Origin of the sequence: Paraburkholderia phytofirmans PsJN (assembly GCF_000020125.1) — a bacterium.
In the GTDB taxonomy this organism is placed as follows: Bacteria; Pseudomonadota; Gammaproteobacteria; order Burkholderiales; family Burkholderiaceae; genus Paraburkholderia; species Paraburkholderia phytofirmans.
In genome coordinates this window covers 1,655,834-1,678,913 of the sequence record NC_010676.1, presented here as the reverse complement: position 1 = coordinate 1,678,913, position 23,080 = coordinate 1,655,834, and the positions used below count along the sequence as shown (strand labels likewise).

General features: G+C 62.2%; 18 protein-coding genes. 11 read left to right on the top strand and 7 right to left on the bottom strand.

The features are described 5' to 3' along the window. Position 1: 1 nt before the first annotated feature. Both BPHYT_RS27190 and BPHYT_RS27185 read right to left on the bottom strand, forming a co-directional pair. The gene (locus BPHYT_RS27190; RefSeq protein ID WP_012427338.1) at positions 2–1,033 is read right to left on the bottom strand and encodes an ABC transporter permease; all 1,032 of its coding nucleotides are present in this window, start codon (positions 1,031–1,033) and stop codon (positions 2–4) included. Further along, positions 1,026–2,588, bottom strand: coding sequence for a sugar ABC transporter ATP-binding protein (locus tag BPHYT_RS27185; RefSeq protein ID WP_012427337.1), 1,563 nt, complete (start codon positions 2,586–2,588; stop codon positions 1,026–1,028). Before BPHYT_RS27185 ends, BPHYT_RS27190 begins: the two co-directional genes overlap by 8 nt. A gap of 241 nt (positions 2,589–2,829) precedes the next feature. Between BPHYT_RS27185 and BPHYT_RS27180 the strand changes: the two genes are divergently transcribed. The 4 genes from BPHYT_RS27180 (at position 2,830) to BPHYT_RS27165 (ending at position 6,754) form a co-directional block, all read left to right on the top strand. Beyond that, positions 2,830–3,531: a FadR/GntR family transcriptional regulator gene (locus BPHYT_RS27180; protein ID WP_012427336.1), complete on the top strand. Its 702-nt coding sequence runs from the start codon at positions 2,830–2,832 to the stop codon at positions 3,529–3,531. 179 nt (positions 3,532–3,710) lie between these two features. Beyond that, entirely contained in the window at positions 3,711–4,565 is an 855-nt protein-coding gene (locus tag BPHYT_RS27175; protein ID WP_012427335.1) for a MurR/RpiR family transcriptional regulator, read from the top strand. A gap of 273 nt (positions 4,566–4,838) precedes the next feature. Continuing rightward, complete coding sequence (locus BPHYT_RS27170; protein ID WP_012427334.1) at positions 4,839–6,167, top strand: aspartate aminotransferase family protein; 1,329 nt, start codon at positions 4,839–4,841, stop codon at positions 6,165–6,167. A 32-nt stretch (positions 6,168–6,199) separates the two neighbouring features. Further along, entirely contained in the window at positions 6,200–6,754 is a 555-nt protein-coding gene (locus BPHYT_RS27165) for a carboxymuconolactone decarboxylase family protein (protein WP_012427333.1), read from the top strand. Between the two features lie 259 nt (positions 6,755–7,013). On the opposite strand, the gene BPHYT_RS27160 is transcribed toward BPHYT_RS27165, so the two are convergent. Beyond that, the gene (locus BPHYT_RS27160; protein ID WP_012427332.1) at positions 7,014–7,322 is read right to left on the bottom strand and encodes a DUF4148 domain-containing protein; all 309 of its coding nucleotides are present in this window, start codon (positions 7,320–7,322) and stop codon (positions 7,014–7,016) included. Positions 7,323–7,671: 349 nt separating this feature from the next. Between BPHYT_RS27160 and BPHYT_RS27155 the strand changes: the two genes are divergently transcribed. Continuing rightward, entirely contained in the window at positions 7,672–8,097 is a 426-nt protein-coding gene (locus BPHYT_RS27155; RefSeq protein ID WP_012427331.1) for an OsmC family protein, read from the top strand. A 191-nt stretch (positions 8,098–8,288) separates the two neighbouring features. On the opposite strand, the gene BPHYT_RS27150 is transcribed toward BPHYT_RS27155, so the two are convergent. Next, positions 8,289–9,401 (bottom strand): patatin-like phospholipase family protein, encoded by a 1,113-nt coding sequence (locus BPHYT_RS27150; protein ID WP_012427330.1) that lies wholly within the window; start codon positions 9,399–9,401, stop codon positions 8,289–8,291. A gap of 189 nt (positions 9,402–9,590) precedes the next feature. On the opposite strand from BPHYT_RS27150, the gene BPHYT_RS27145 reads away from it, so the two are divergent. Together BPHYT_RS27145 and BPHYT_RS27140 are read left to right on the top strand one after the other, a co-directional pair. Beyond that, the gene (locus tag BPHYT_RS27145; protein WP_012427329.1) at positions 9,591–10,229 is read left to right on the top strand and encodes a TetR/AcrR family transcriptional regulator; all 639 of its coding nucleotides are present in this window, start codon (positions 9,591–9,593) and stop codon (positions 10,227–10,229) included. Positions 10,230–10,259: 30 nt separating this feature from the next. Continuing rightward, on the top strand, positions 10,260–11,846 hold the full coding sequence (locus tag BPHYT_RS27140; protein WP_012427328.1) for an MFS transporter: 1,587 nt from the start codon (positions 10,260–10,262) through the stop codon (positions 11,844–11,846). Between the two features lie 403 nt (positions 11,847–12,249). Here BPHYT_RS27140 and BPHYT_RS27130 read toward each other — a convergent pair whose 3' ends face one another. Beyond that, entirely contained in the window at positions 12,250–14,241 is a 1,992-nt protein-coding gene (locus tag BPHYT_RS27130) for an enterotoxin A family protein (RefSeq protein WP_238535769.1), read from the bottom strand. 1,736 nt (positions 14,242–15,977) lie between these two features. Between BPHYT_RS27130 and BPHYT_RS27125 the strand changes: the two genes are divergently transcribed. After that, positions 15,978–16,250, top strand: a complete 273-nt coding sequence (locus BPHYT_RS27125; RefSeq protein ID WP_012427325.1) for a YodC family protein — start codon at positions 15,978–15,980, stop codon at positions 16,248–16,250. A 72-nt stretch (positions 16,251–16,322) separates the two neighbouring features. Here the strand turns inward: BPHYT_RS27125 and BPHYT_RS27120 are convergent, their stop codons facing one another. Beyond that, positions 16,323–16,634 carry a superinfection immunity protein gene (locus BPHYT_RS27120; protein ID WP_012427324.1) on the bottom strand — a complete coding sequence of 104 codons (312 nt, stop codon included), beginning with the start codon at positions 16,632–16,634 and terminating at the stop codon, positions 16,323–16,325. A 222-nt stretch (positions 16,635–16,856) separates the two neighbouring features. On the opposite strand from BPHYT_RS27120, the gene BPHYT_RS27115 reads away from it, so the two are divergent. The 3 genes from BPHYT_RS27115 (at position 16,857) to BPHYT_RS27105 (ending at position 20,796) form a co-directional block, all read left to right on the top strand. After that, complete coding sequence (locus tag BPHYT_RS27115) at positions 16,857–18,317, top strand: M20 family metallopeptidase (RefSeq protein WP_012427323.1); 1,461 nt, start codon at positions 16,857–16,859, stop codon at positions 18,315–18,317. A 55-nt stretch (positions 18,318–18,372) separates the two neighbouring features. Further along, a complete protein-coding gene (locus BPHYT_RS27110) occupies positions 18,373–19,476 on the top strand; it encodes a malate/lactate/ureidoglycolate dehydrogenase (protein WP_012427322.1) in 1,104 nt (367 codons plus the stop codon). A gap of 435 nt (positions 19,477–19,911) precedes the next feature. Continuing rightward, the gene (locus BPHYT_RS27105; protein ID WP_012427321.1) at positions 19,912–20,796 is read left to right on the top strand and encodes a crotonase/enoyl-CoA hydratase family protein; all 885 of its coding nucleotides are present in this window, start codon (positions 19,912–19,914) and stop codon (positions 20,794–20,796) included. An 87-nt stretch (positions 20,797–20,883) separates the two neighbouring features. Here the strand turns inward: BPHYT_RS27105 and pdeR are convergent, their stop codons facing one another. Beyond that, positions 20,884–22,887 (bottom strand): cyclic di-GMP phosphodiesterase, encoded by a 2,004-nt coding sequence (gene pdeR / locus BPHYT_RS27100; protein WP_041759177.1) that lies wholly within the window; start codon positions 22,885–22,887, stop codon positions 20,884–20,886. Positions 22,888–23,080 lie beyond the last annotated feature (193 nt).

Below are 23,080 nucleotides of genomic sequence, written 5' to 3'. Positions count from 1 at the left end.
ATTACAACTTCCGGTTTCGGAGTTGATCGATCCATACGGTGCCGAGAATGACGACACCAATGATGATCTGCTGGATAAAGCTCGATACGCCGTTCATGTTCAGACCGTTGCGCAGCACGCCGATCACGAATGCGCCGATGGCGGTGCCGGAGATCGTGCCGACGCCTCCCATCAGGGACGTGCCGCCGATTACCGCGCTTGCGATGGCGTCGAGCTCGTACATCACGCCTTCGTTCGGCTGCGCGGTGACGAGGCGCGACATCAGCACGCAGCCGGTGGCGCCGGCGAGCAGCCCGGAGAGCACGTAGGTAAAGAGCTTGACGCCCTGCACGTTGACGCCGGAGAGTCGCGCCGCTTCCGCGTTCGAGCCGACCGCGTAAATGTGACGGCCCAGCGACGTTCGCGAAAGCAGGATGGAGACAGCCGCGAACAGAACCACCATGATCACGACCGGGTACGGAATGCCTGGAAAGACGGTGTCCGGAAAACCGTCTGCGCCGATGTGGGAGATCCTGAAGAGGGCGCCGTTGCCCAGTTCGCCGAACGCGTCGCCCAGCCCCGAGACCGGTCTTGCGCCGGTGATCTGCAGGGCGAGACCGCGCGCGACCAGCATCATCCCGAGGGTCGCGATGAACGGCGGCAGCCCCATACGCGTGACGCAGATACCGTTGACCCATCCGCACGCGGCGCCGACGAGCATGCCGCCGAGCATCGCGACGGGGATGGGTACGCCTGCCTTGACCAGCAGGGCGGCCGCGACGCCCGCGAGCGCCAGCACTGAGCCGACCGACAGATCGATGCCGCCGGTGATGATGACGCACGTTGCGGCCACACCGAGATACGCGATGGACGTGACCTGGAGCGCGACTGTCATCAGGTTGCCGACCGAGAAAAACGCCGCGCTGGTTAGCGAAAACGCGACGATCAGCACCACAAGGCTGCCCAGTGCCGCGAATTTCTGGATCAGGTCGCGGCGTCGCTGCTGTACCTGCCTGTCGAGGGCCTGGTTAGGGCCCGATGTGATTTCAAGCATGACTTCTCCCTGATGCATGGTGCAAGATCTCCTCCTGACTGGTCTGTCTGGTCTCAAGGACCGCGGTGATACGCCCTTCATGAAACACGGCGATACGATCAGTCATGCCAAGCAGTTCGGGCAGCTCCGAACTGATCAGGACGACACCGACGCCGTCCGCCGCGAGTCTGTCCATCAGGCCGTAAATCGCGTATTTCGCGCCGACGTCGATACCGCGGGTGGGCTCGTCGAAAAACAGAATGCGCGAGCCGCGGTACAGCCATTTGCTGATGACGATCTTCTGTTGATTGCCACCGGACAGATTTCTCGCGATCTGCTTGACCGTCGGTGTACGGATGCCGAGTTCGCGAACGTAGCGCTCGGCGATGGCCGTTTCTTCGGAGAAACGCAGAAAGCCGCGCGACGAAATGGCCCGGACGTTGGCCAGCGTGATGTTTGCGGAAACCGGCATCGAGAGGGCGAGGCCGTCTTTCTTGCGGTCTTCGGACAGGTATGCGATCCCGTGTCGAATGGCCTCGCGCGGTGAACCGATCGTGACAGGCTCGTCGCCGAGCGTGATCGAACCGGAATCGGGCCGCTCGGCGCCGAAGATCGCGCGGGCGGTTTCGGTCCGCCCCGCGCCCATCAGACCCGCGAAGCCTAGAATCTCGCCCTTGCGCAGTTCGAACGAAAGCGGGCCGAAAACGCCTGTCCTTTGCAGGTCGCGCACGCGCAGCAGGATCTGATTAGAGGGAGTGGACTGGCGTGGCGGATAGGCATCGTCGAGCGGGCGACCGACCATTCGGGCCACGATTTCGTTGACCGTGGTCGAGGCGAAATCGCTCGTTGCAATGTGACGGCCGTCGCGCAGCACCGTAACGCGGTCCACGATCTCAGCCATCTCATCGAGCCGATGCGAGATGTAAAGAATCGCCACCCCGCCAGCGCGCAGTTCCCTGATGATGCGGAACAGTTGGACCGTTTCCGATTCGGTCAGCGAGGAGGTGGGTTCGTCCATGATGAGCACGCGCGCATCTAGCGACAGTGCCTTCGCAATCTCCACCATCTGCTGTTGCGCAAGCGAAAGCGCGCCGACGAGCGTGCTCGGCGACACGTTCAGCCCGATGCGTTGCAGACACCGCTGCGCATTGCTATTCAGCGTGCGGTAATCCACGAACGGGCCGCGTTTGGGTTCGCGCGCAAGGTAGATGTTTTCCGCGACCGAGAGGTGCGGGACGAGGTTCAGTTCCTGGTGAATGATCGCAATGCCTGCCGCCTGCGCGTCGGAGGTGGAAGAGAACTGCACGGGCGCACCGCGGTAGCGGACCACGCCTTCATCCGCGCGATACTGGCCGCTAATGATTTTCATCAATGTCGACTTGCCCGCGCCGTTTTCGCCGCACACGGCATGGACTTCGCCGGCGCACAGATCGAGGTCGATGCCATCGAGGGCGACGACCCCTGGAAAGCGCTTGCTCACACCTTTCAGTTGCAAGATCTCGCGGGATACAGGCGGCTCAGGCTCAGCCGCGGGACCGGGCCCGCGCTGCGTGGCATTCGTCAATCTCGTCTCCATTTCGTCAGGATTCGCGGCAGATCGCCAAACCGCGAGCGGTTCAACTGGCCAGTCCAATTTGACGAAATTAAAGCGCAGAACAGTCCGAATGGTCAAGCCAATATCATATTTTCACACTGGCCAGTCCAATAAGGAAAACCCTTGCATAGGCCCAATGCGAGGACAGTATTGGCTTCTGCGGCTATGCTAGACTCTGACTGGTCCGTTTTTGCGGGCCAGTGACAGGAAAAAATCCCGGAAAATGAAGCAGACAGAATCAAAGCGGCTTTACCAATCTGTTGCCACGCAGATTCTTGCGCTCATCCGTGAGGGCGAACTTGCGCCCGGCGCGCGTCTGCCACCCGAGCGTGAGCTCGCCACCCGGCTAGGCGTATCGCGCCCTTCGTTGCGTGAGGCATTAATCGCACTGGAGATCGGCGGGCAGGTTGAAATACGTATCGGGTCCGGGGTCTACGTCCGAAATCCAGGCGAGGGCGGCGAAAGCGTGATTCCCGCCCTTGGAGAAAGCCCGTCGGAATTGATGCAGGCCAGGGCGGCAATCGAAGGGACGGTCATCGTTCTGGCCGCTGGAAAGTTTTCGGCAGCCGCGCTCGACAAATTGCGCCGCACGGTGGACCGGATGAAACGACTGGCAGTGGAAGGAAAGTCACCCATCGATGCCGACCGCCAATTCCACATGCTGATCGCAGAGACGGCGGGCAATTCGGTACTTACCCGGTTCGTCGCTGAAATGTTCGACAGCCGGCACGACCCGATCGCCGCGGCGATTCGTGGCCACGCGGAAAGCACTGAGACGTGGTCGGCGGCGGTGGGGGAGCATGAAGAAATTCTTAAGGCGCTACAGGCCGCCGACCCACTTGCAGCGCAGGCTGCCATGCGGACGCATCTCAAGGCATCCGAGGAGCGGTGGATAGTGGGTGCGTTGCAGCAGAGGCGTGTTTAGCGTTCGGGTCGGGTCGGGTCAGTCTGTCCTGTTCTGTAAAGGCTGGCTGGGGCAGGATCGATCGCGATAAGACAGCTATTGTTTGCCAGCTATCACCTGCCGGAACTGCTGTTGGATGCGAGGTGCCGGGTGGTAACATTTGTTGTCATCCTTATCGACCGCTTGCCCGGTACCTCCGCATGCCAGACAGTTTCGACCAGCTCGCCGCCCTGATCCGGGCGCGCTTTTCCGAACTGAGTCCGCAGTTCCAGATGGGAGCGGGTTTCCTGCTCGATCATCCCGACGAGGTCGCGGTCTCGTCCATGCGCAAAGTGGCGGAACGGGCGCAGGTGCAACCGGCCTCGCTGGTGCGTCTGTCGCAGCAACTCGGTTTCCCCGGGTGGAACGAATTGCGTAACCTGTTCGTCGCGCGCGTGCGCACGCGCCCCGAGCCGCTCACGAGCCGCGCCCGCTCGCTCGTCAAATCGAAAGACGCGCTGGCGAACGACCTGCTGGTCGCGCAGCAGCACAACCTCGAGGTCACCGCCGCGCATAACGGCCGTGTGATTGTTGAAGCCGCGCGTTTGTTGCGGCGCGCGCCGCATGTTCATGTGGCCGGCTTCCGGTCCTGTTACGCGGTGGCGTTCGGTCTCGTGTACGGTTACCGGCTGTTCCGTTCCTCGGTGTCCTTGCTCAACGGCGAGGCCGGCACGCTGGAAATGCAACTGCGCACCATCGAGCGTGACAGCGCGACCATCGTGATCAGTTTCGCGCCGTATTCGGTGGAGGCCGCGCGCGTGGCCGAAGCCGCGCTGGAAAAAGGCAGCAAGCTGATTGCCATCACCGACAGCGCCGTCTCGCCGATCGCCTTGAACGCCGACAAGGTGCTGATCTTTTCGCACGAGAGCCCGTCGTTCTTTCCGTCGCTGGTGGCGGCTACGGCGCTGGCCGAGTCGCTGGTCGCGCATCTGCTCGCGCTGGAAGGCGCGGATGCAGTCGAACAACTCGCCATCGCGGAGCAGTCGCTGCACGCGAAGGGCGCATACGTGCCTTGAACATTCGTCTCTGATTGGGCTGAGGTCTTTCGTGAAAGCGGGACATCTCCATCTGGATCGGCGTTACATCGTTTGACAACAAATGTTGTTTTAACGTATAAATACGTACCGATTGTTGAGTGGGTGTGACGGCGACGTCGAAGCAGGTGTGCCGATGAAAGTTTACCGGCAAGGGCAGCGCGCATTCGACATCTTCATCGCCTGCACGGCATCTGAACGAACCGGCGCTTAGGTGCTTAGGCGCTTGCCGCAGCCACAGGAAACCGAAACACCATGTCCACCGTTTTTCATCGTTTGCCTAAACAGTCGCTGCCGGTCGCCGTCGCGGGCGACGGCATCGAGATCATCGATTCCACCGGCAAGCGCTATATCGACGCGTCGGGCGGCGCGGCCGTCTCGTGTCTCGGTCACAGCAACCAGCGCGTGATCGACGCGATCAAACGGCAAGCGCAGCAGTTGCCGTATGCGCACACGTCGTTCTTCACCACCGCGCCTGCCGAAGAACTCGCGGACCGGCTGGTCGCAAGCGCGCCGCAGGGGCTCGAACATGTCTATTTCGTGTCGGGTGGTTCGGAGGCGATCGAGGCGGCGCTGAAACTCGCGCGCCAGTATTTCGTGGAGAAGGGCGAGCCGCAGCGCCGCCATTTCATCGCGCGTCGGCAGAGTTATCACGGCAACACGCTCGGCGCGCTGGCGATCGGCGGCAATGCATGGCGCCGCGAGCCGTTCCTGCCGATTCTGATCGAAGCGCATCACGTGAGCCCGTGTTACGCGTATCGCGAGCAGCGCGCCGACGAAACCGAAGAGGCCTTCGCGCAGCGTCTCGCCGATGAACTCGAGCAGAAGATTCTCGAACTCGGCGCGGACACGGTCGCGGCCTTCGTCGCGGAAACAGTGGTCGGCGCGACGGCCGGCGCAGTACCGCCGGTGCGCGAGTACTTCCGCAAGATTCGCGCGGTATGCGATCGCTACGGCGTGCTGCTGATTCTCGACGAGATCATGTCGGGCATGGGCCGCACCGGCCACCTGTACGCCTGCGAGGAAGACGGTGTGGCGCCGGACATCCTGACCATCGCCAAAGGGCTCGGCGCGGGCTATCAGCCGATCGGCGCGACGCTCGTGAGCGACCGGATCTATCAGGCGATCGTCGGCGGCTCGGGGTTCTTTCAGCACGGCCATACCTACATCGGCCACGCCACCGCTTGCGCCGCGGCGCTCGAAGTGCAGCGCGTGATCGAGGAAGACAAGCTGCTGCCCAACGTGCTCGCGCGCGGCGAACAATTGCGTGGCCAACTGCGCGAGCATTACGCGCAGCATCCGCATATTGGCGACGTGCGCGGCCGGGGGCTGTTCGTCGGCGTGGAACTGGTCAGGGACCGGGCCGGCAAGACGCCTTTCGACGCCCGGCTCAAGCTGCACGCGGTGATCCGGCGCGAGGCGTTCGCGCGTGGTTTGATGGTGTATCCGATGGGCGGCACCGTCGACGGCCAGATCGGCGATCATGTGCTGCTGGCGCCGCCGTTCATCTGCACCGAGCGCGACATCGACGAGATCGTCAGCCGGTTCACGGATGCGGTCGGCGGCGCGCTCGCCGCCATTTGAACATTCCGACACCACCACTCAAGAGAACGATCATGACCGAGCGTTTGCCTCACTTCAACCCGTCCGCGGCCACGCCCGAACAGAAAGCGGTGCTCGACGAAATTCTGTCCGGCCCGCGCGGCAATCTGAACGGGCCGTTTCTCGGCTGGATTCATAGTCCCGAACTGGCGCAGCAGGCGCAACGTCTGGGCGCGTTCTGCCGTTACCGGACGGGTTTGCCGCTGCGCCTGTCGGAGCTGGCGATTCTGGTGACCGCGGCGCGCTGGCAGGCGCAGGCGGAGTGGTACATCCACTATCCGATCGCGTTGCAAGCCGGCGTGTCCGAAGCGGATGCCCAGACGATTCGTGAGGGAAAGCGCCCGGATTTCGCGGACGCCGACGACGCGCTGATCCACGACTTCGCGAGCGAGTTGTACGACACCAAACGCGTTTCGGACGCGATCTATGCGAAGGCGGTCGAACGCTTCGGACATCAGGTGGTCATCAACCTGGTGGGTCTGCTCGGCTATTACGCGTTGGTCGCCATGACACTGAACGTATTCGGCATGCGCGCGCTAGGGCAGGAGAGCTTGCCGTTCGCTGAATAGGCGGGCAGCATGGCGGCGCTCGTCATGTAATTGCGCACGCGCTGCGAGACGCAACTTAGGCGTGGCCGGCGTCGGCTTCAATCGCCGCCTCTTTTGCAAAAGTCGCCCAACTTTTCCGCCGTACAGTACGCACAATACAAAAGCGCCCCGGTTTGCGAACTTCGCAACCGGGGCGCTTTTTTACTGCGACTACACCTTCACCTTCGATTCACTGCCTGCGGCGGCAAGAGCCACACCGCGAACCACGTGGTTTACCAGCTTACTGACCGCGATACGTCGAGAACAGACCTTGCTGCACCGAATCCCGCGCGCCGGCATCCGACGAAACCGCCTTGACGCCGCCGACGTCCTGCGAACCCTGCGCCACGGCGGCCACGGTCGTCGCGCTTCGCGGCGCGGTCTTCGGATAGTCGGTGTCGTTCTGGTTCAGGAGGCCCGCTTTTTGCGCGGCAACCAGTTCAGCGCGCACTTGAGCGCGGGTCACCGGACCATTCGCCTGCTGCGCGAACGAAACAGCCGGGACGATCAGCGCCGAAGCGATAACGACTGCGGAAATAAGCGATTTCATGATGATCTCCAGTATTCGAGTGTTGGTGAGATCGGTTGAGTGCTGTGTGCCGATGCGTTGAAGCGAGTCTATTTCTTACGAGGTCGGTGAAAAAGCCGCATTCCGAGTAAAGATTATTACCGTTACTGAAATAGTTTCCGAGGCCGCTTCTGTTCGGCCAATTGCCGGCATCGTCACGACGCTGGCACACGGAAGCGCCTATGATGAAGTTCGGTCCACGCCCGCGCCGGCGACGCCGCGCGACACTCGCGACCGATGCCGAAACCGCAAACCACCCGGGCGGGACCGTTGCGGCAGGCATCAGATTCGGTCGTGCAGCGCGCGAAGCAGGCACAAACAGGAGAGAGCGATGAAGCGCAAGGCATCAGCAGTCTGGCAAGGCGGCCTGCAAGACGGCAAGGGCTCGATTTCCACCGACAGCGGCGTCCTCAAGGAGACCCAATACTCGTTTTCGACACGCTTCGCGGACGGCATCGGCACGAATCCGGAAGAGCTGATTGCGGCTGCGCATGCGGGGTGTTTCTCGATGGCGCTGTCGGCGGAACTGGGCAAGGCCGGCATCACGCCCGAACGCATCGGCACGACGGCCACCGTCACGCTCGACAAGGACGGCGGCGGTTTCGCGATCACCGCGGTGCATCTCGACGTGGCCGTGAAAATCCCCGGCGGCGACAAAGCCGCTTTCGATAAAGCCACCGCCGACGCCAAGGCCGGTTGCCCGGTGTCGAAAGTGTTGAACGCCACGATTACGATGGACGCGAAGCTCGAAACCTGAGTTCGGGATTTTCCTTGGTGATTGACAAGCGATAACGCCGGCGCACGGGTCAAACCGGGCGCCGGTTTTTGTTTGCTGACCTTGAAGCGGGTCGCCTCTGCGGTCACGCCTTGGCCTTCCCGCACCGCGATGAAGCAAAGCCTTGGCGCGAAGACGAGCCGACTTCGTCCGGCTCGATCAGATAAAGCGGCTCACACCGTTTTCCCCTCGGCCTGCTGAACGGTACGCATCGCGGCGGGCGTTCCCTTGATCCGGTTCTTCACGAGCTTGTCGAGATCGAAAGTGGAAGTCTTGCCGACGCTCGGCAGCCAATCGCGCACCCATGCGTCGGCGGCGGCATGCCCCGCCTCGCGCAAGGCGCGGAAAAATTCGATGGAGGGCGTGTTCTTCGAGGCAGCGCCGATTTCGTCCATAAAGCGGTCGGCGCGAATCACGTGAAAGCGCTTGGGCGAGTACGGCTTTCCATGGTGCTCGAGGCCGGGGTTTTCGGCGGCGAGTTCGTTGATGAGTTGTATCTGACGCACTTCCGCGACCCACGACGCGCCGAAGCTGATTTCGTTGATCCGGTTGTTGATCTCGCTGGGGCGCTCAGGCGGCCCATGCTTCGTGTAGAGCGGATCGATGAGAACGCTCAGAATATCGTCGGCCCACTCAACGAGTGGAGCGAGCGCCGGATTGGCCAAGTAACCGCCGTCCCAATAGAATTCGCCGTCGATTTTCACCGCCTCGAAGAGCGTGGGAAAGCAGGCCGAGGCCATCAGCGCCTTCGCCGAAATTTCGCCCGGACCGAAGATGCGTAGCGCGGTCAGGTTGACGTTGGTCGCCGCCACGTAGAGTTGCGGCACGGCGTCTTTCGGATCATTGACGACCCCGAAATCCGGTATCACCGCCTCCATGATCGAGCCGAGCGAATTGGTCAGCCACGGCATTGCATACGGTGAACTCAACGGTTCCAGCATGCTTTGGGCGAGCACGACCGGATTGAGATCCACATTCCAGCGCTCGGGCGACTTCAGCAGATTCGTGGGGAAGTTGTAGAACGGCTGCCATTTCGACGCGGCGCCGACCAGCGTCCAGAGTTGTTCGAGCGCCCGTTTGGCATCGGTGGGACTTCTGCTCAGGCCGTACGTGCAGGCCGCGGCGTTGAGCGCGCCGCCGCTCGCGCCGCTGATCGCAAGAATCGACAGCGTTCCGCGCTCGACTTCGTCGAGCAGGCGGTCGAGCACACCCCACGTGAACGCCGCGTGCGCGCCGCCGCCCTGGAGGGCGAGACCGATCGTGGGAATGTCTTTTGTCGTCGCCATTCTGACCTCCGTTGTACGGTCGCGCGGCAGCCGTCGAACTCATAGGGGAAAACGAAAGTGCTGACGCGGTTTTAACCGTTGTACTGCACCGTACGAATTCCGCCATGGAGCTTTCTGGACATGCCTTTGCGCCGCATCCTACGGAAACTCGTCTTGCTTTCTTGAACGGTTGGTCATAATATCCGCTTCATGAAGCAATCAGGCGATCCGAAACACTCCACGAAGAAATCCGGCGAGGTCTGCTCGCGGGGCCGGCCGCGCGAGTTCGACACAAACACGGTATTGGCGAGCGCAAGCCAGGTATTCTGGAACCACGGCTACCACGCCACCTCGATCGACGACCTGTGCAAGGCCACCGGCCTGCTGCGCGGCAGCTTGTACGGCGTGTTCGGCGACAAGCACGGCATCATGCTGGCCGCGCTGGATCACTACGCGGAAGGGTCGGTCGCGCGGCTCGCCGAGCGGCTGAATGCGCCCGTGCCGCCGGAAGAGTCGCTGCGCAACGCTTTGCTGCATTACGCACGGGTCGCGTGCGCGCTGACCGGCCAGCGTAGCTGTTTCATCACCAACACCACGCTTGAAATGCAACCCGGCGACGAAGAACTGCGCACCCGCGTCGCCGCGATTCAGCGCCGCATGGCAACGCTGCTGGCGGCGTCGGTGATACGCGGCCAGGCGAGCGGCGCCTTCAACTCCACGCTCGACGAAAAAGCCGTCGGCGATTTTCTGCTCTGCGTCATGCAAGGCCTGCGCGTGTTGGGGCGGGTCGCCCACAAAGAAGACGCGCTCACTGGAATCGTGGACGTCGCCATGCGAGCGCTCCTCTAATTTTTTTGCCGAATTTTTGAACGATCAGTCATGAAAAGCGAAGCGATCAAGTCCGCTCCGGCGGCAAGCGTTGGAGCTCAAGGCGCCGCCGCCTCAGCGGTGATCTGTCCTGGCTCTGCGGCCGCGAATCTGGCGACGGGCGTCGCAATGGGCGTCGCAAAGGGCCATGCCAAGGGCGCGGCACCATCGGCCGACAACGCTCGCCCGCGCTTCGAACGGCAAGGGCTTGCGCTGGCGGTGCTGTTCGTCGGCGCCTTCCTTGCGCCGCTCGACTACTTCATCGTCAATCTCGCGCTGCCCTCGATCCACACCGGCCTGAACGCCACCGACGCACAATTGCAACTCGTGGTCTCCGCCTATGCGTCGGCGTACGCGGTTCTGCTGATCACGGGTGGGCGGCTCGGCGATCTGTTCGGCCGCCGCCGCATGTTCATGACGGGCATGGCGGCGTTCGTGGTCGCCTCGGCGCTGTGCGGCTTCGCGACCAGTGGGCACATGCTGGTGATCTCGCGGATCGTGCAGGGCATCGCGGCCGCCGTCATGGCGCCGCAAGTGCTCGCCACGATTCGCGCCGTGGTGCCGCTGCATCAGCAGACCAAGGTGATGAGCCTGTATGGTTTCGTGTTCGGCTTGTCGTCGATCGTTGGGCAGTTGGGCGGCGGCGCGCTGATCACGTATCACCCGTTCGGACTCGACTGGCGCATCATCTTTCTGATCAACATTCCGATCGGCATCGCGGCGTTTGTCGGCACGTGGAAGTTCGTGCCGGAAAATCAGCCGGCCACGCGAACCGGCATCGACGTGAAGGGCGTGGCGCTGCTGTCCGCCGTGCTGCTGCTGGTCATCTACCCGATGACGCACGGCCGCGAGGCCGGCTGGCCGGCGTGGACCTTCGTGATGTTCGCGCTTGCCGTGCCGGCGTTCGCGCTCTTCGTGACGACCGAGCAACGCGTGGAGCGCGGCGGCGGCCATCCGCTCGTGGACCTGCAATTGTTCCGCAACCGGGCCTTCGCGCTGGGTCTCGTGCTCGCGTTCCTGTTTTACTGCAATAGCGCGTTTTTCCTGACCTACGGGATCTTCCTGCAAACCGGTCTGCACTGGACACCGCTCGCCTCGGGCATGGCGATCATGCCGTTCGCGATCGGTTTCGTCGTCGGGCCGCTGACCTCGCCGGCGGTGGTCAAGCGCATCGGCGGCCATGTGCTCACGCTCGGTTTTTCGATGATGACGGTCGGCTTCACGGTCACGGGTTGGTCCGCCACGCAGTCGGCCACGCCGGATCTGCTGTTCTATTGCGGACTGGTGTGCGCCGGCGTCGGTCACGGCCTGCTGCTGCCGTCGATCATGCGCATCGTGTTGCTCGAGGTCGTGCCGGAGAAAGCCGGGCTTGCTTCCGGCGTGGTGTCGTCGACGCTGCAGATCGGCTCGGCGTTCGGCACGGCCGCCATCAGCGGTGCGTTCTTCGGCGCAATCGGCGCTCGCGCGACGTCGGGCGACTACGCGCACGCGTTCCAGATCAGCCTCGCGATCAACGCAGCCCTGATGTTCGTATGCATTGGCTTGAGTGTGCTGCTCGTGCGGCACCAGCAACTCCAGGCTGTCGCCCGCGCTCAATAGTTTTCCGACGTTCCGCAAGTCACGGATTCAGGTGCTGCAGGACCGGCGTTGCAGACCGATATCGTCCGGTCCTTGAAATGGATCTTGGCCATGGCCTTGTCGGCATGCGCCGGAGTTACCATCGGGTCGTCAATCGCGTATCCCGTTTTCCTGGCTTTCGCCGCTACGTCGTCTAACAGAACCTGATGCATAGCTGTGCGCATCCAGGAGGGGCGGTTATGGACCCGGCGCCGGATTTTTGACGCCGCCGTGTCCATTCAAGTTGCTGCGAGCACTGATGGATGAAGAGCGTGCTCTCAACTTTCCCGCTGCTAAGCGCTGTTTCGAACGCGCACGCACTTCGCCATCGGCGTCACATAGTGCTGGCTTCGGCCGTGGTTTACCGCTGGAAGTCTCAGGCAACTCACATGTAGTTCTGACCCATGCGCTGCGACAGTGCCGCGTCACGCTTCTCATTGTCCAATACGCGCTGCCACGTTCGCGGGGGAGCCTCGTAATTCGACGAGATCCCATTTTGCAACATGAAATATGTTTCGTGACCCGTCACCGGGTCGATTTGCGCGCGCCATACTGGCGTCCCACCCAGCGTGCGCACCTCCAGCGTGTCCGGGCCGCTCGCCACCGCATAGAACCCGTCCTTAAACAGCCATGCGGCGTTGTGCGCTGCAAGCCAGTTGCGTGCAACGGCGGCGTCGCCCGGCGCAATGTGATCCGGATAGGAGACAAACTTGTAACCCTCATGCGACTTGACTCCTGGCACGCTGGTGACGAAATGCGACGTGCCGTCCGGCAAGGCGCTATCCGGGTCGTCGTAGAACCGGCGGAGCTGGTCGGGACTGCCGGCTGTCGAGTTCCTGAATGCGACCAGGGGGAGCGGGGGCTGCACCGTATTGCCGGATGAGTCCCGGAACGTCCACCTCTGCCTGTCTATCAATCCGGACTGCCCGTGGGACGCTGCGACGTAGGGCGTATAGGCCATGGCTCCTTCCGTGAGCAGTTTGCCGTCCTCGGCGTGAATCAGGGCACCGTTCGGAGCATGGAAGAACACCCCGTTCAGGCTGCCAGCGCCAGGATCAGAGCCGATATAGGCATTCCCGTCGCCGTCGATGCGCAGCACCTTGCTGTCATCGTTTGCTAAATGGATTCGACCATCGTCGCCCATGCGGAAGCGGTCACCTCCGCGGTTGGCCGACGATCGGTCAATGGAGGGATAGCCGGCGGTGAAGTTCAGCCGCGACCGATTGTCGGAGCCGCCGTTGCCCCATTCCGGACCAATGGTGACAGGGCCCCGATATTCGAGATGATGCGTCTGATCATCCACTCGTTGCGACACATCGGCGTTCGCATGCTGGTAGAACCTCGCCTGCACCAGTGCGGGATCCTCGTTCGGTCGGTAGAGTGTTTTACCGTTCTGCTGAAACGGAGTGACGAACGGACGATGATCGGCGTCCGCCCACGCCGGGTCGTCCGGCGAGAAATGCGCCAGTTGCGGTCGTGCACCGGCAGTGCGGGTCCCGTCGTACACGTCCCAGCGATAGTCCGGGTTAGCAATATACGGCCCGAGCTTACCGTTCTCGTATTTTTGCCAGCCGCGGACCTGGGTGTAGTCGATACGGCCCATCGCGGCCACTTCGCCATCGCCCGGGGCCCGCGCATGCTTTCTGCCAAGGCTGCCCGGCACATCGACCATGTTTGGCGACGGAGCGACGTAATAGATGTACCCCTTCTTCTCAGGTGTTGCATCGATACGCTCTTGCGCCGTACCCCGACCGGTGAATGTGCCGACGTAGCCGCCGCCATCGGTCGCCGCCCGATTGCCTGTCACGATGGAATCGTGAAGGTCGAGGTTGGTATTGCCAAGCGCGGTGTCTTCGACCGAAAAGCCCTGTTGCTTCTTGAGCTGGTCCGGGCTTGTCTGCGACGGGCGAAAGAGCGCGAACGGATGATCCGGGCCGTGAGCATCGGTGGATCGTTTGAATTCGGTATGCGAACCGCCGTCCCAGCCTGACGGGCCAGGCTGATCAAAAGCAGGGGGCGGGGGCAACTGGCCGGGATCCGTTGGCGCGAGCACAGGGGTTCGCTCGGCGCCAAAAGCGCGAAGCGCAGTGTTTTGCATCATCGCCCGATGGGCATCCGGCGCGACACCCGTGTAGGGGCGCCAGGTGAGCGGATCTGCGTAGTAGGTCGTGGACGCCCCGGTAACGCCACCAAACTGCCGGTATCCATGCTCGTAGAGCCTCTTGATGCCGGCGGCCAAAGCATCAAAGCCGCGATAGGTGAACACCCCGTAATTTGGGTCGTAAAGCTGATACTCATCGGTCCGGTAATCTGCCGACCGGTTAGCGCGCTGGATGAGGATCGCATGGTCGTCTCCGTGAGGAAATCTCAACGTCATGTCCACGAACGTGTCCTGAGCTGTGCCCAACCCATCTCGAGACGGTAGCGGGGTCGAAAAGTGACGTTGCAAATCGCTAACAACAGCCCCGGCGCTCGTCATTCTCACACCACCTGGACGCATTTCGTAGCCCGGCACATCACTAGGGGGAGCTTCTTCGTTCGCCATCTGCAGACGGCCAATTTCGTCAAGCAGCGAACGTCGCGTGGAAGGGTGGAGAAGCTGCTGATAAACAGAGTCGGTCGCTCCCCTTAGGTCGTGCGATCGAGCGGCCATCACTTCATGCATGGTCAACCAGACGAGGCCCGCGCAGTGGTCAGTCAACACATCGGGTTGTCCGGCCGCTGAACTTAGCATCCTCTCACTTACACCGTTCTCTCCTGCCGCGGAATCCATGTAAGCGTGATAAGTCTGCTCGTACGGACCGGAAGTAGGTGGCGTCTGTCGTTTGTCTCGCCCGGTTGCGGGCGTACCGCTCGCAACCATGTGTCCTGTTGCCGTGTCGGCCGTGGCATCTATGCCCGGCCGCTGTGTCGTCGCGGCGCTAAGGCTCAACCGGGAATAGGTGCTTGCAAAGCTGGATTTAGGTCCAGGCTGGTCGGTGGGCGCACGTGCATTCAGCGTTGCGGACGTCATGCCCTGAATTCGTGCCGGGTCATCCCACTCGTCCTGTCTGGTTTGCGCGCTCCCCTGGGATATCCGGAATGACGGGCCATGCGCTCGCTGGTCCATTCGCTGGCCACTTGGCGTCAAGCTCGGCGGCTGCTGGCCGCTCAGCCGTCTTGACGCCCTGGCGTCTTGCTCCGCTGCTGCTTGTTGCTGAGTACCCGAGGAATCGCCTTGCCTCGCGCTCGAGTCCGCATCGTCGAAATTCTTGGGGCCGTTACCTATCGCCGACGTTGTCATGGTTGCACCTCGCTGATTTTTTCACAAGATCGCGCCGCCCCTGCACGGGTCGAGCAGCTGTGACCATGAAGCCACGAGCGACGAAACGACGGGTAGTACCGGGGAACGCACACGAAACGGATAAATTGTGCTTTAGAAACTCCGGTCGACTGGCTGGAGCGCGACGTCGAGTCAAAGCTCGATCGCACTAGCACCTGAGCGTTGGGCAAAGCTGGGTGGGAACCGGCTAATGACGTTTGCTGACCTGCGCTCTATTGGCATGCGCGCGGTCATATGGATCTCGACCGTGGTTGCCACGAACGCGATTCGGCCGCATTGTTGCGCCGCTTGGCGCGGCCGGTTTGAAAAAACCGCGGCGGCAATCGTTTTCAACAAAGGTTGCTAGAGTTATTAGGCATTTTTTTAAACGAGACCGATTTTAAGCATGCCGCATTTACCGGTGAGTTCGTTATTCACAGGTAATTCTGCTACGGCGGATCGGAATTAACCCTGAATAGCTGTCTGCCGGCACATTAGATATGACGAAACCAACTTCGCATTTTCGACTGGACTGGTCGGCATGCTGCAGTAAGTCTTACGATCGTGCAGTGCGGCATGAAGAGGCGGCCAGGTGGCGCATTGCAGGGTTTTCCCGATTTTACCCAGCCACAGTCGGCAGAGGCAGCCATTCCACTGCGGATGAAAACGGTATCAATAAAAAGCGCTTGCAGGCATTAATTTCGATTGTTAATCTTGCCTAACCTTTTAGAGTTTTCCTTCAGCAGGGCTAAAGTCGAAAAAACTGGCGCAATGACTTAAATACCGTTCAACGGTTCCGTAGGGGGATGAATATGCTGACCGCTACCATTGACGCATTCCAGACACCGCTTCCCATCCAGTTCAATACCGGCGACGTCGTCACGTTGAAGGAAGGCGGTTCGCGCATGACGGTAACCTACGCAGGCCCCGTGGCGCTCAATCCCGGTGACTGGCTGATTTGCGAATGGTTCGATGAACACGGCGAACTGCGCCGTGAGATGTTTTCACCCGCGAGCGTGCGCGTCGAGCCGCGCTCCATTCCTGCCGGTTCCGTCTTGTGGAACCGCATGAGCCGCGCGGCCTGAACGCCCCGCGGCATGGTCGGCCGGCGCCTTCGCCGATCAACCCGTTTTCCGCCTCGCCACACCACGCCTGATTTACCTGTCTGAGCGATCCCGCGCGCTCGCGCGTCGTTGCACGCGCACCAGCAGCGCGGAAGAAAACGCTCGCATCCTCACGAGCTTGCGCGTCTGCTCGACCTCGCCCGCGATGTTCTTCGGCGGGTTCGGTTGCAAGGACCAGTAGAGCGCGAGCAGCCAGCCGAACACGGTCCAGCCGAGACAGGCGTTAAAGAGCGCGAGCGTCAGCACGTCATGACGTTTGCGCCGGTCCGCCACGACGGCCGGCAAGAAATAGAGCGCCAGCGCCAGCACCGCGGCGATGGTCTGCACGACGACGTTGCCTCTCATGAAGCGGCTCCTTCCCGATAGGCGACCTATGCTGCGATTGTCGCGCGATTGTTTTGTTTACGTAAGCTCGCCGCGAAAGCGTTGCGCCGCGCGTGAGATGGCCGCCGCCGGTAGTTCGCCCCGATCGTTCAGCGAGTCCGATGCACTGCAAGGGGTTCAGCCAATCCCGCATCGGGACTATCATGATCGTTTCGACAGAACAGATCCCCACGGACCGCCATCATGATCTCCGACGATACCCAGCAGGCTCAACGCATCAACCCCGAGACGCTACGCGAATTCGTGGACCGCAAGTGGAACGACGAGATCGTGCCCGCGTTGACGGACTACATCGCCGTGCCGGCCAAGAGCCCGGCGTTCGATCCCGAGTGGGTCAAGCACGGCTATCTGGAGCGCGTGATCACCGACGCGGCGCAATGGGCCGAACAGCAGCCGGTGCGCGGCCTGAAACTCGAAATCATTCGTTTGCCGGGCCGTACGCCCGTGATCTTCTTCGAGTCGCCGGCGACGCGTTCGGGCAGCGAGGAAACCATCGTGCTGTACGGGCACCTCGACAAGCAGCCTGAGTTCGACGGCTGGCGCAACGACCTCGGACCGTGGACACCGAAGCTCGAGAACGACAAGCTCTACGGCCGCGGCGGCGCCGACGACGGTTATGCGATCTACGCAAGCATCACCGCGCTTGCCGCGCTGGACGCGCAAGGTGTCGAGCGTCCGCGTTGCGTCGGTCTGATCGAAACCTGCGAGGAGTCGGGCAGCTACGATCTGCTGCCTTATGTCGATGCGCTGCGCGAGCGGCTCGGCAAGGTGGGTCTGGTGGTGTGCCTGGATTCAGGCGCGGGCAACTACGATCAGCTGTGGCTCACCACGTCGTTGCGCGGCCTGGTCGCCGGCGATCTGGAAGTGCAGGTGCTCGACGAAGGCATTCACTCGGGCGGTTATGGCGGCATCGCGCCGTCGAGCTTCCGCATCATGCGGCAACTGTTCGACCGTCTTGAAGATTCCGCCAACGGCACGCTGCTGCCGAAGGGTTTCCATATCGACATCCCCGCGGACCGTCTGCGTGAGGCGGAAGCCACCGCCAGGATTCTCGGCGACGACGTCTGGAAGAAGCTGCCGTGGGCGTGCGGCCAGGACGGCCGCCAGGTGCTGCCCACCACCACCGATCCGAAGGAGGCCTTGCTCAATTCGACGTGGCGTCCGTCGCTCTCGGTGACCGGCGCGGCGGGCTTGCCCGCACTCGCTGACGCCGGCAACGTGCTGCGTCCGCGCACCGCGTTCAAGCTGTCGCTGCGTCTACCGCCGATGATCGAAGCAGAGAAGGCCGTCGCGGAACTGAAGGCGCTGCTCGAAGTCGATCCGCCGTACAACGCCAAGGTCACCTTCAAGCCGGACGCGGGCGCGGCGAGCGGCTGGAGCGCGCCCGATCTCGCCCCGTGGCTCGCCACCGCGCTCAACGACGCGTCGCGTCAGCACTACGGCGCCGACGTCGCGTATATGGGGCAGGGCGGCACCATCCCGCTGATGAACGTATTGAAGGCAGGCTTCCCGAAATCGCAGTTCATGGTGTGCGGCGTACTCGGACCGAAGTCGAATGCGCACGGGCCGAACGAGTTCCTGCACGTGCCGTACGGCAAGAAGCTCACGGCCGCGGTTGCCGAGGTGATCGCCGCCGCGCCCTGAGCGTGTCCTCCCACTATCGCCTGCCCTGAATCCGTCACATCCACCGACCTTGTGAATGACCGATAACTCGACCGCTCAACCCGTCACGCCCCGGATTCCGGCCGATCAACTGCACGCCTATGTGAGGGCGATCTGGGAACAGGCGGGCAGCACGCCGCGCGAAGCGGAACTGGTCGCCGATCATCTGGTGGCGGCGAATCTGACGGGGCATGACTCGCATGGCGTGGGGATGATTCCGCGCTATGTGGCGTCGCTCGCCGACGGCGAACTTCAACTGAACCTGCACGCCGATGTGGTGAAAGACGCGGGCGCCGTGCTGACCGTCGAAGGCGGCAGAGGCTTCGGGCAGGTGGTGGCGTTCGAAGCCATGGAGCAGGGCATCGAGCGCGCCAAACGCCTCGGCATCTGCGCGGTCGGATTGCGCGGCGCGCATCACATCGGGCGCATCGGGCATTGGGCGGAACAGTGCGCGCGGGCGGGTCTCGTGTCGTTCCACTTCGTCAACGTGGCGGGCGATCCACTCGTCGCGCCGTTCGGCGGTGCGGACCGGCGCATCGGCACGAATCCGTTTTGCGCGGCTTATCCGCGGCCCGGCAAGCCGCCGCTCGTGCTCGATTTCGCGACCAGCACGGTGGCCTATGGCAAAACGCGCGTTGCCTACAACCAGGGCAAGCAGGTGCAACCGGGCGCACTGATCGATCATGAGGGCCGCGCCACGCTCGAACCCAAAGTCATGCACGAAGCGCCATTCGGTTCGCTGACGCCGTTCGGCGGACATAAGGGCTTCGGACTCGCAGCCATGTGCGAGATCTTCGGCGGCGCGCTGTCGGGCGGCTTCACCACGCACTCCACCACGCTCGGCACGACCAACGCGATCATCAACTGCATGTTGTCGGTGATCATCGATCCGGCCGCGTTCGACGCGCCCGATGCGCAAGCCGAAGCCGATGCGTTCATTGACTGGGTGAAGGCCTCGCCGCTCGCAGCAGGCGCCGACCGTATCTATGAGCCTGGCGAACCCGAGCGCGTGACGCGCGCGCAGCGCGAGGCCGAGGGCATTCCCGTGGATGCGGCCACATGGGCACAGATTCTCGCCGCGGCGCTCGCCGTCGGCATGAGCGCGGAAGAAGCCGGCCGCTGGTCCGCGCGATTGCAATAGACCACTTTGATGTAAAGGCGCGGGCGCGATTAGCCGCCCGCGTTTCGCGTTCGATCATGCATAACGGATAGACCGTCTGTTAGCCCACCCATCAAAGAAAAAATCAATTCGGCGCTCATTATTTTCGATTGCATTTTCTAATCGAAGACTATTCCTTTATTTTTGCCGGTTCGGCAAAAAATTCTAACTTCGGCCTTGCGCAAATTGATCGCCGTTGCGCGCCTGTTTGTGGGTCAATTTCGCCCATCTTCGGTGCGCAAGCGTTTGCGCCGATGCGACATGCCGCCGACCGTTCTCTATCCCGCAGAAGGCCTGCTGGCGGGCTTTTGAACGCGGCTTGCATTCATCTGTTGGTTACCCCGCTCCCATCCGATTCCGGTCTGCTTTAGGCTCGCATAGCAATACCAGTGTTTAACCTTAAAAGGACCGTTCAAAATGAATCTGCATAACCATCACGCCTGCCGTCCGTTCCTCGAAGCCGGCAACCTTTCGCAAATTTCGGCTTACTACGAAGAAGGCCGCAACGTCATGTGGATGATGTTGCGGGCGCAGCCGCGTCCCTGTTTCAATCTCGATCTGGTGCATGACATCCTGGAACTCGCGCAGGCAGCACGAGAGTCGGGATTGCCGATCGATTTCTGGGTCACCGGTTCGTTGATTCCGACCATGTACAACGTCGGCGGCGATCTGGACTTCTTCGCGGACGCGATTCGCGCCGGCAAGCGGCAGGCGCTGATGTCCTATGCGCGGGCCTGTGTGGATTGCGTGCACGCGGCGTCACGGGGATTCGACACGGGGGCGATCTCGATCGCGATGGTGGAGGGCACGGCACTCGGTGGGGGCTTCGAGGCCGCGCTCGCGCATCACTTTCTGCTCGCGCAGAGCGACGCACGCATGGGCTTCCCGGAGATCGCGTTCAATCTGTTCCCGGGCATGGGCGGTTATTCACTGGTGGCGCGCAAGGCCGGCATGCGGCTCGCGGAGGAGCTGATCGGGGTCGGCGAATCGCATACGGCCGAATGGCACTACGGCAAGGGTCTGGTCGACCAACTGTTCGAACCCGGCGAAGCCTATATGGCGACCCGCACTTTCATCGACACGCTCAAGCCGAAAATGAACGGTATTCGGGCGATGCTGCGGGCGCGCCAGCGCGTGCTGCAACTCTCGCGCGCCGAGTTGATGGAAATCACCGAGGATTGGGTCGACGCGGCCTTCACGATCGAGGAGAAGGATCTCGCCTTCATGGAGCGGCTGGTGATGCTGCAGAACCGTCGTACCTCGAACCTGCGTCAGACGGCCAGTGCGGCCAATTTCGCCTGAACTGACCGGAGGTCGGCCGCTGCTTTGACCACCAGTTTGACCACGAGATTGACCATAGTAAGCCGCAAGGGGGGCGGCGCCAGAAGCTCAGGCAATCAGCCTGAGCTTCTGTCTATCCTGCAGCCAGCGTTCAAATTCAGCCGCCGGCATGGCCTGACCGTACAGGAAGCCCTGCACGTAATCCACTCCCAGGCCCTTCATGAACACTTCTTCCGACTCGGTCTCGATCCCTTCGGCGACCACCTTGAAATTCAATTCCTGCGCGACGGCCACCATGGAGCGCACCAGTGCCTGCGCTTTGGTGTCGGCGTTGATCGAGCGCACGAAGCTGCGGTCGAGCTTGATGACGTCGAGCGGAATCCGGCCGAGCTGCGAGAGCGACGAATACCCCGTGCCGAAATCGTCCAGATGAACCTGCGCGCCGAGCTGGCGGAACTGCCTGATCAGATCGATCGCCGCCGTTTCGTCTTCGATCAGGCAACTCTCGGTCAGTTCGAGATCGATCAGGCAGGGGTCGAGCCTGGCGTTCTGCAGCGCCTCGCTGAAATGGCGGACGACCGCCGTATCGACCAGTTGCCGCGCCGACACGTTGATCGCGATGCGCAGGTTGTAGCCGTCCGCCTTCCATTTGGCGGCCTGTTTCGCGGCCGTTTCCATGACCCAGCGGCCCAGCACGCCGATCAGCCCGGACTCTTCCGCGTAACGGATGAACTCGCTCGGCATGATCTGCCCGCGCTCCGGCGAATTCCAGCGCACCAGCGCTTCGACGCCTTGCACCACGCCGGTGGCGAGCGACAGTTTCGGCTGGTAGTGCAGCGTCAGCTGGCCTTCTTCGAGCCCGCGCCGCAAGTTGGTGTCGAGCCACATGTACTCGGCGACGCGACGGTTCATTTCCGGCGAGAACACGCGGTGCGTGCGCTTGCCTTCGTCTTTGGCGACGTACATGGCCGTGTCGGCCGAACGGATCAGCGATTCGAGACTGTCGCCGTGTTCCGGATACCGCGCGATGCCGATCGAGCAGCCGGTGTAGACCTCCACGAGCCCGAGGGCGAACGGCGTGCGCATGCGTTCGAGAATGCGCTGCGCGGTGGTTTCGAGTTCGTGCGCCGTGCCCTTGGCGGCGAGCACGATGAATTCGTCGCCACCGAGCCGCGCGAGCGTATCGCCTTCATTCAGACACTCGCTGATCGCCGACGAGACATCGCGGATCAGGCGGTCGCCGAAGACATGGCCGTAGTGGTCGTTGACCTTCTTGAAGTTGTCGAGGTCGAGGAACAGCACGCCGACGGCTTCGCCCGGCGCGGCGTCTTCGATGGCGGCGCGGATCTTGTCCTGGATCGCGTTGCGATTCGCGAGGCCGGTGAGCGAGTCGGTGTTCGCCAGTTGGGTGAGGCGTTCCTGCGCGAGCCGTTCCTCGGTGATGTCGGTGCCGGAGCAGATCAGGAATTGTTCGTCGATGCCGCTGCCGCTCTGCACGAACTTATTGCGGAACAAAAAGAGCCGCTCGCCATGCACTGTCTTGACGCGCCGCTCGACTTCGTACGACACGCCGCGATTGAAGAAGCCCGCAATGTTCTGGCTGGAGGCTGCGCCGTCTTCGGTGGACATGAACAACGCCCAGACGTTGCGGCCGACGATGTTCTCTTCCTTGACGCCCGTGAGTTCCTCGGCAAGACGGTTGAAGCGCTGTATTCGACCATGCCGGTCGACGATCACGACGACCGAATTCACTTCGGACACCACTTGTTCGGCAAACGAGAGGCCGTGGACCAGATCGCGGGCGACGGATTCGGTGTCGTCGTAGGCCGATGCGGTGCCGGCCCAGCTGTTGCTGCTGAGCTTCTTACCGACCAGATGCAAACGCAACGGTTCGCCGAACAGCCGCACGTCGAGCACGAGGTGCGAGGTCACGCCAGTGAGGCAGCGGATTTGCGAAGCCTGCTGAGGATTCAGCGGAATGGCGACATTAGCCGGCACGTCGCCAGTGACGGGCGTGAGTTCGAGCGCGTTGCTGTCGTTCGACAGACGCCAGCATGGACTGCTTGTGCCGAACTGGGCAAATAGCACCTGCTCGTGTTGGTCGTCGTTCATGAGGTCCCCGGGCGGTGTGTGCCGGTGGCCGCCTTGCAGGCGGAGTCGGCAAACAGTCTTCATCATACTTAAGACTGTCCCCATTGTAGCGAAGCGATTGGAATTAAGGCTTATAAAGATTAACGGTTAGTAAGCCTTGCGCCTTTAGCCTTTTCCATAGCCTTTTTTACCTGCTCTTTTTTCAGCATCCGCC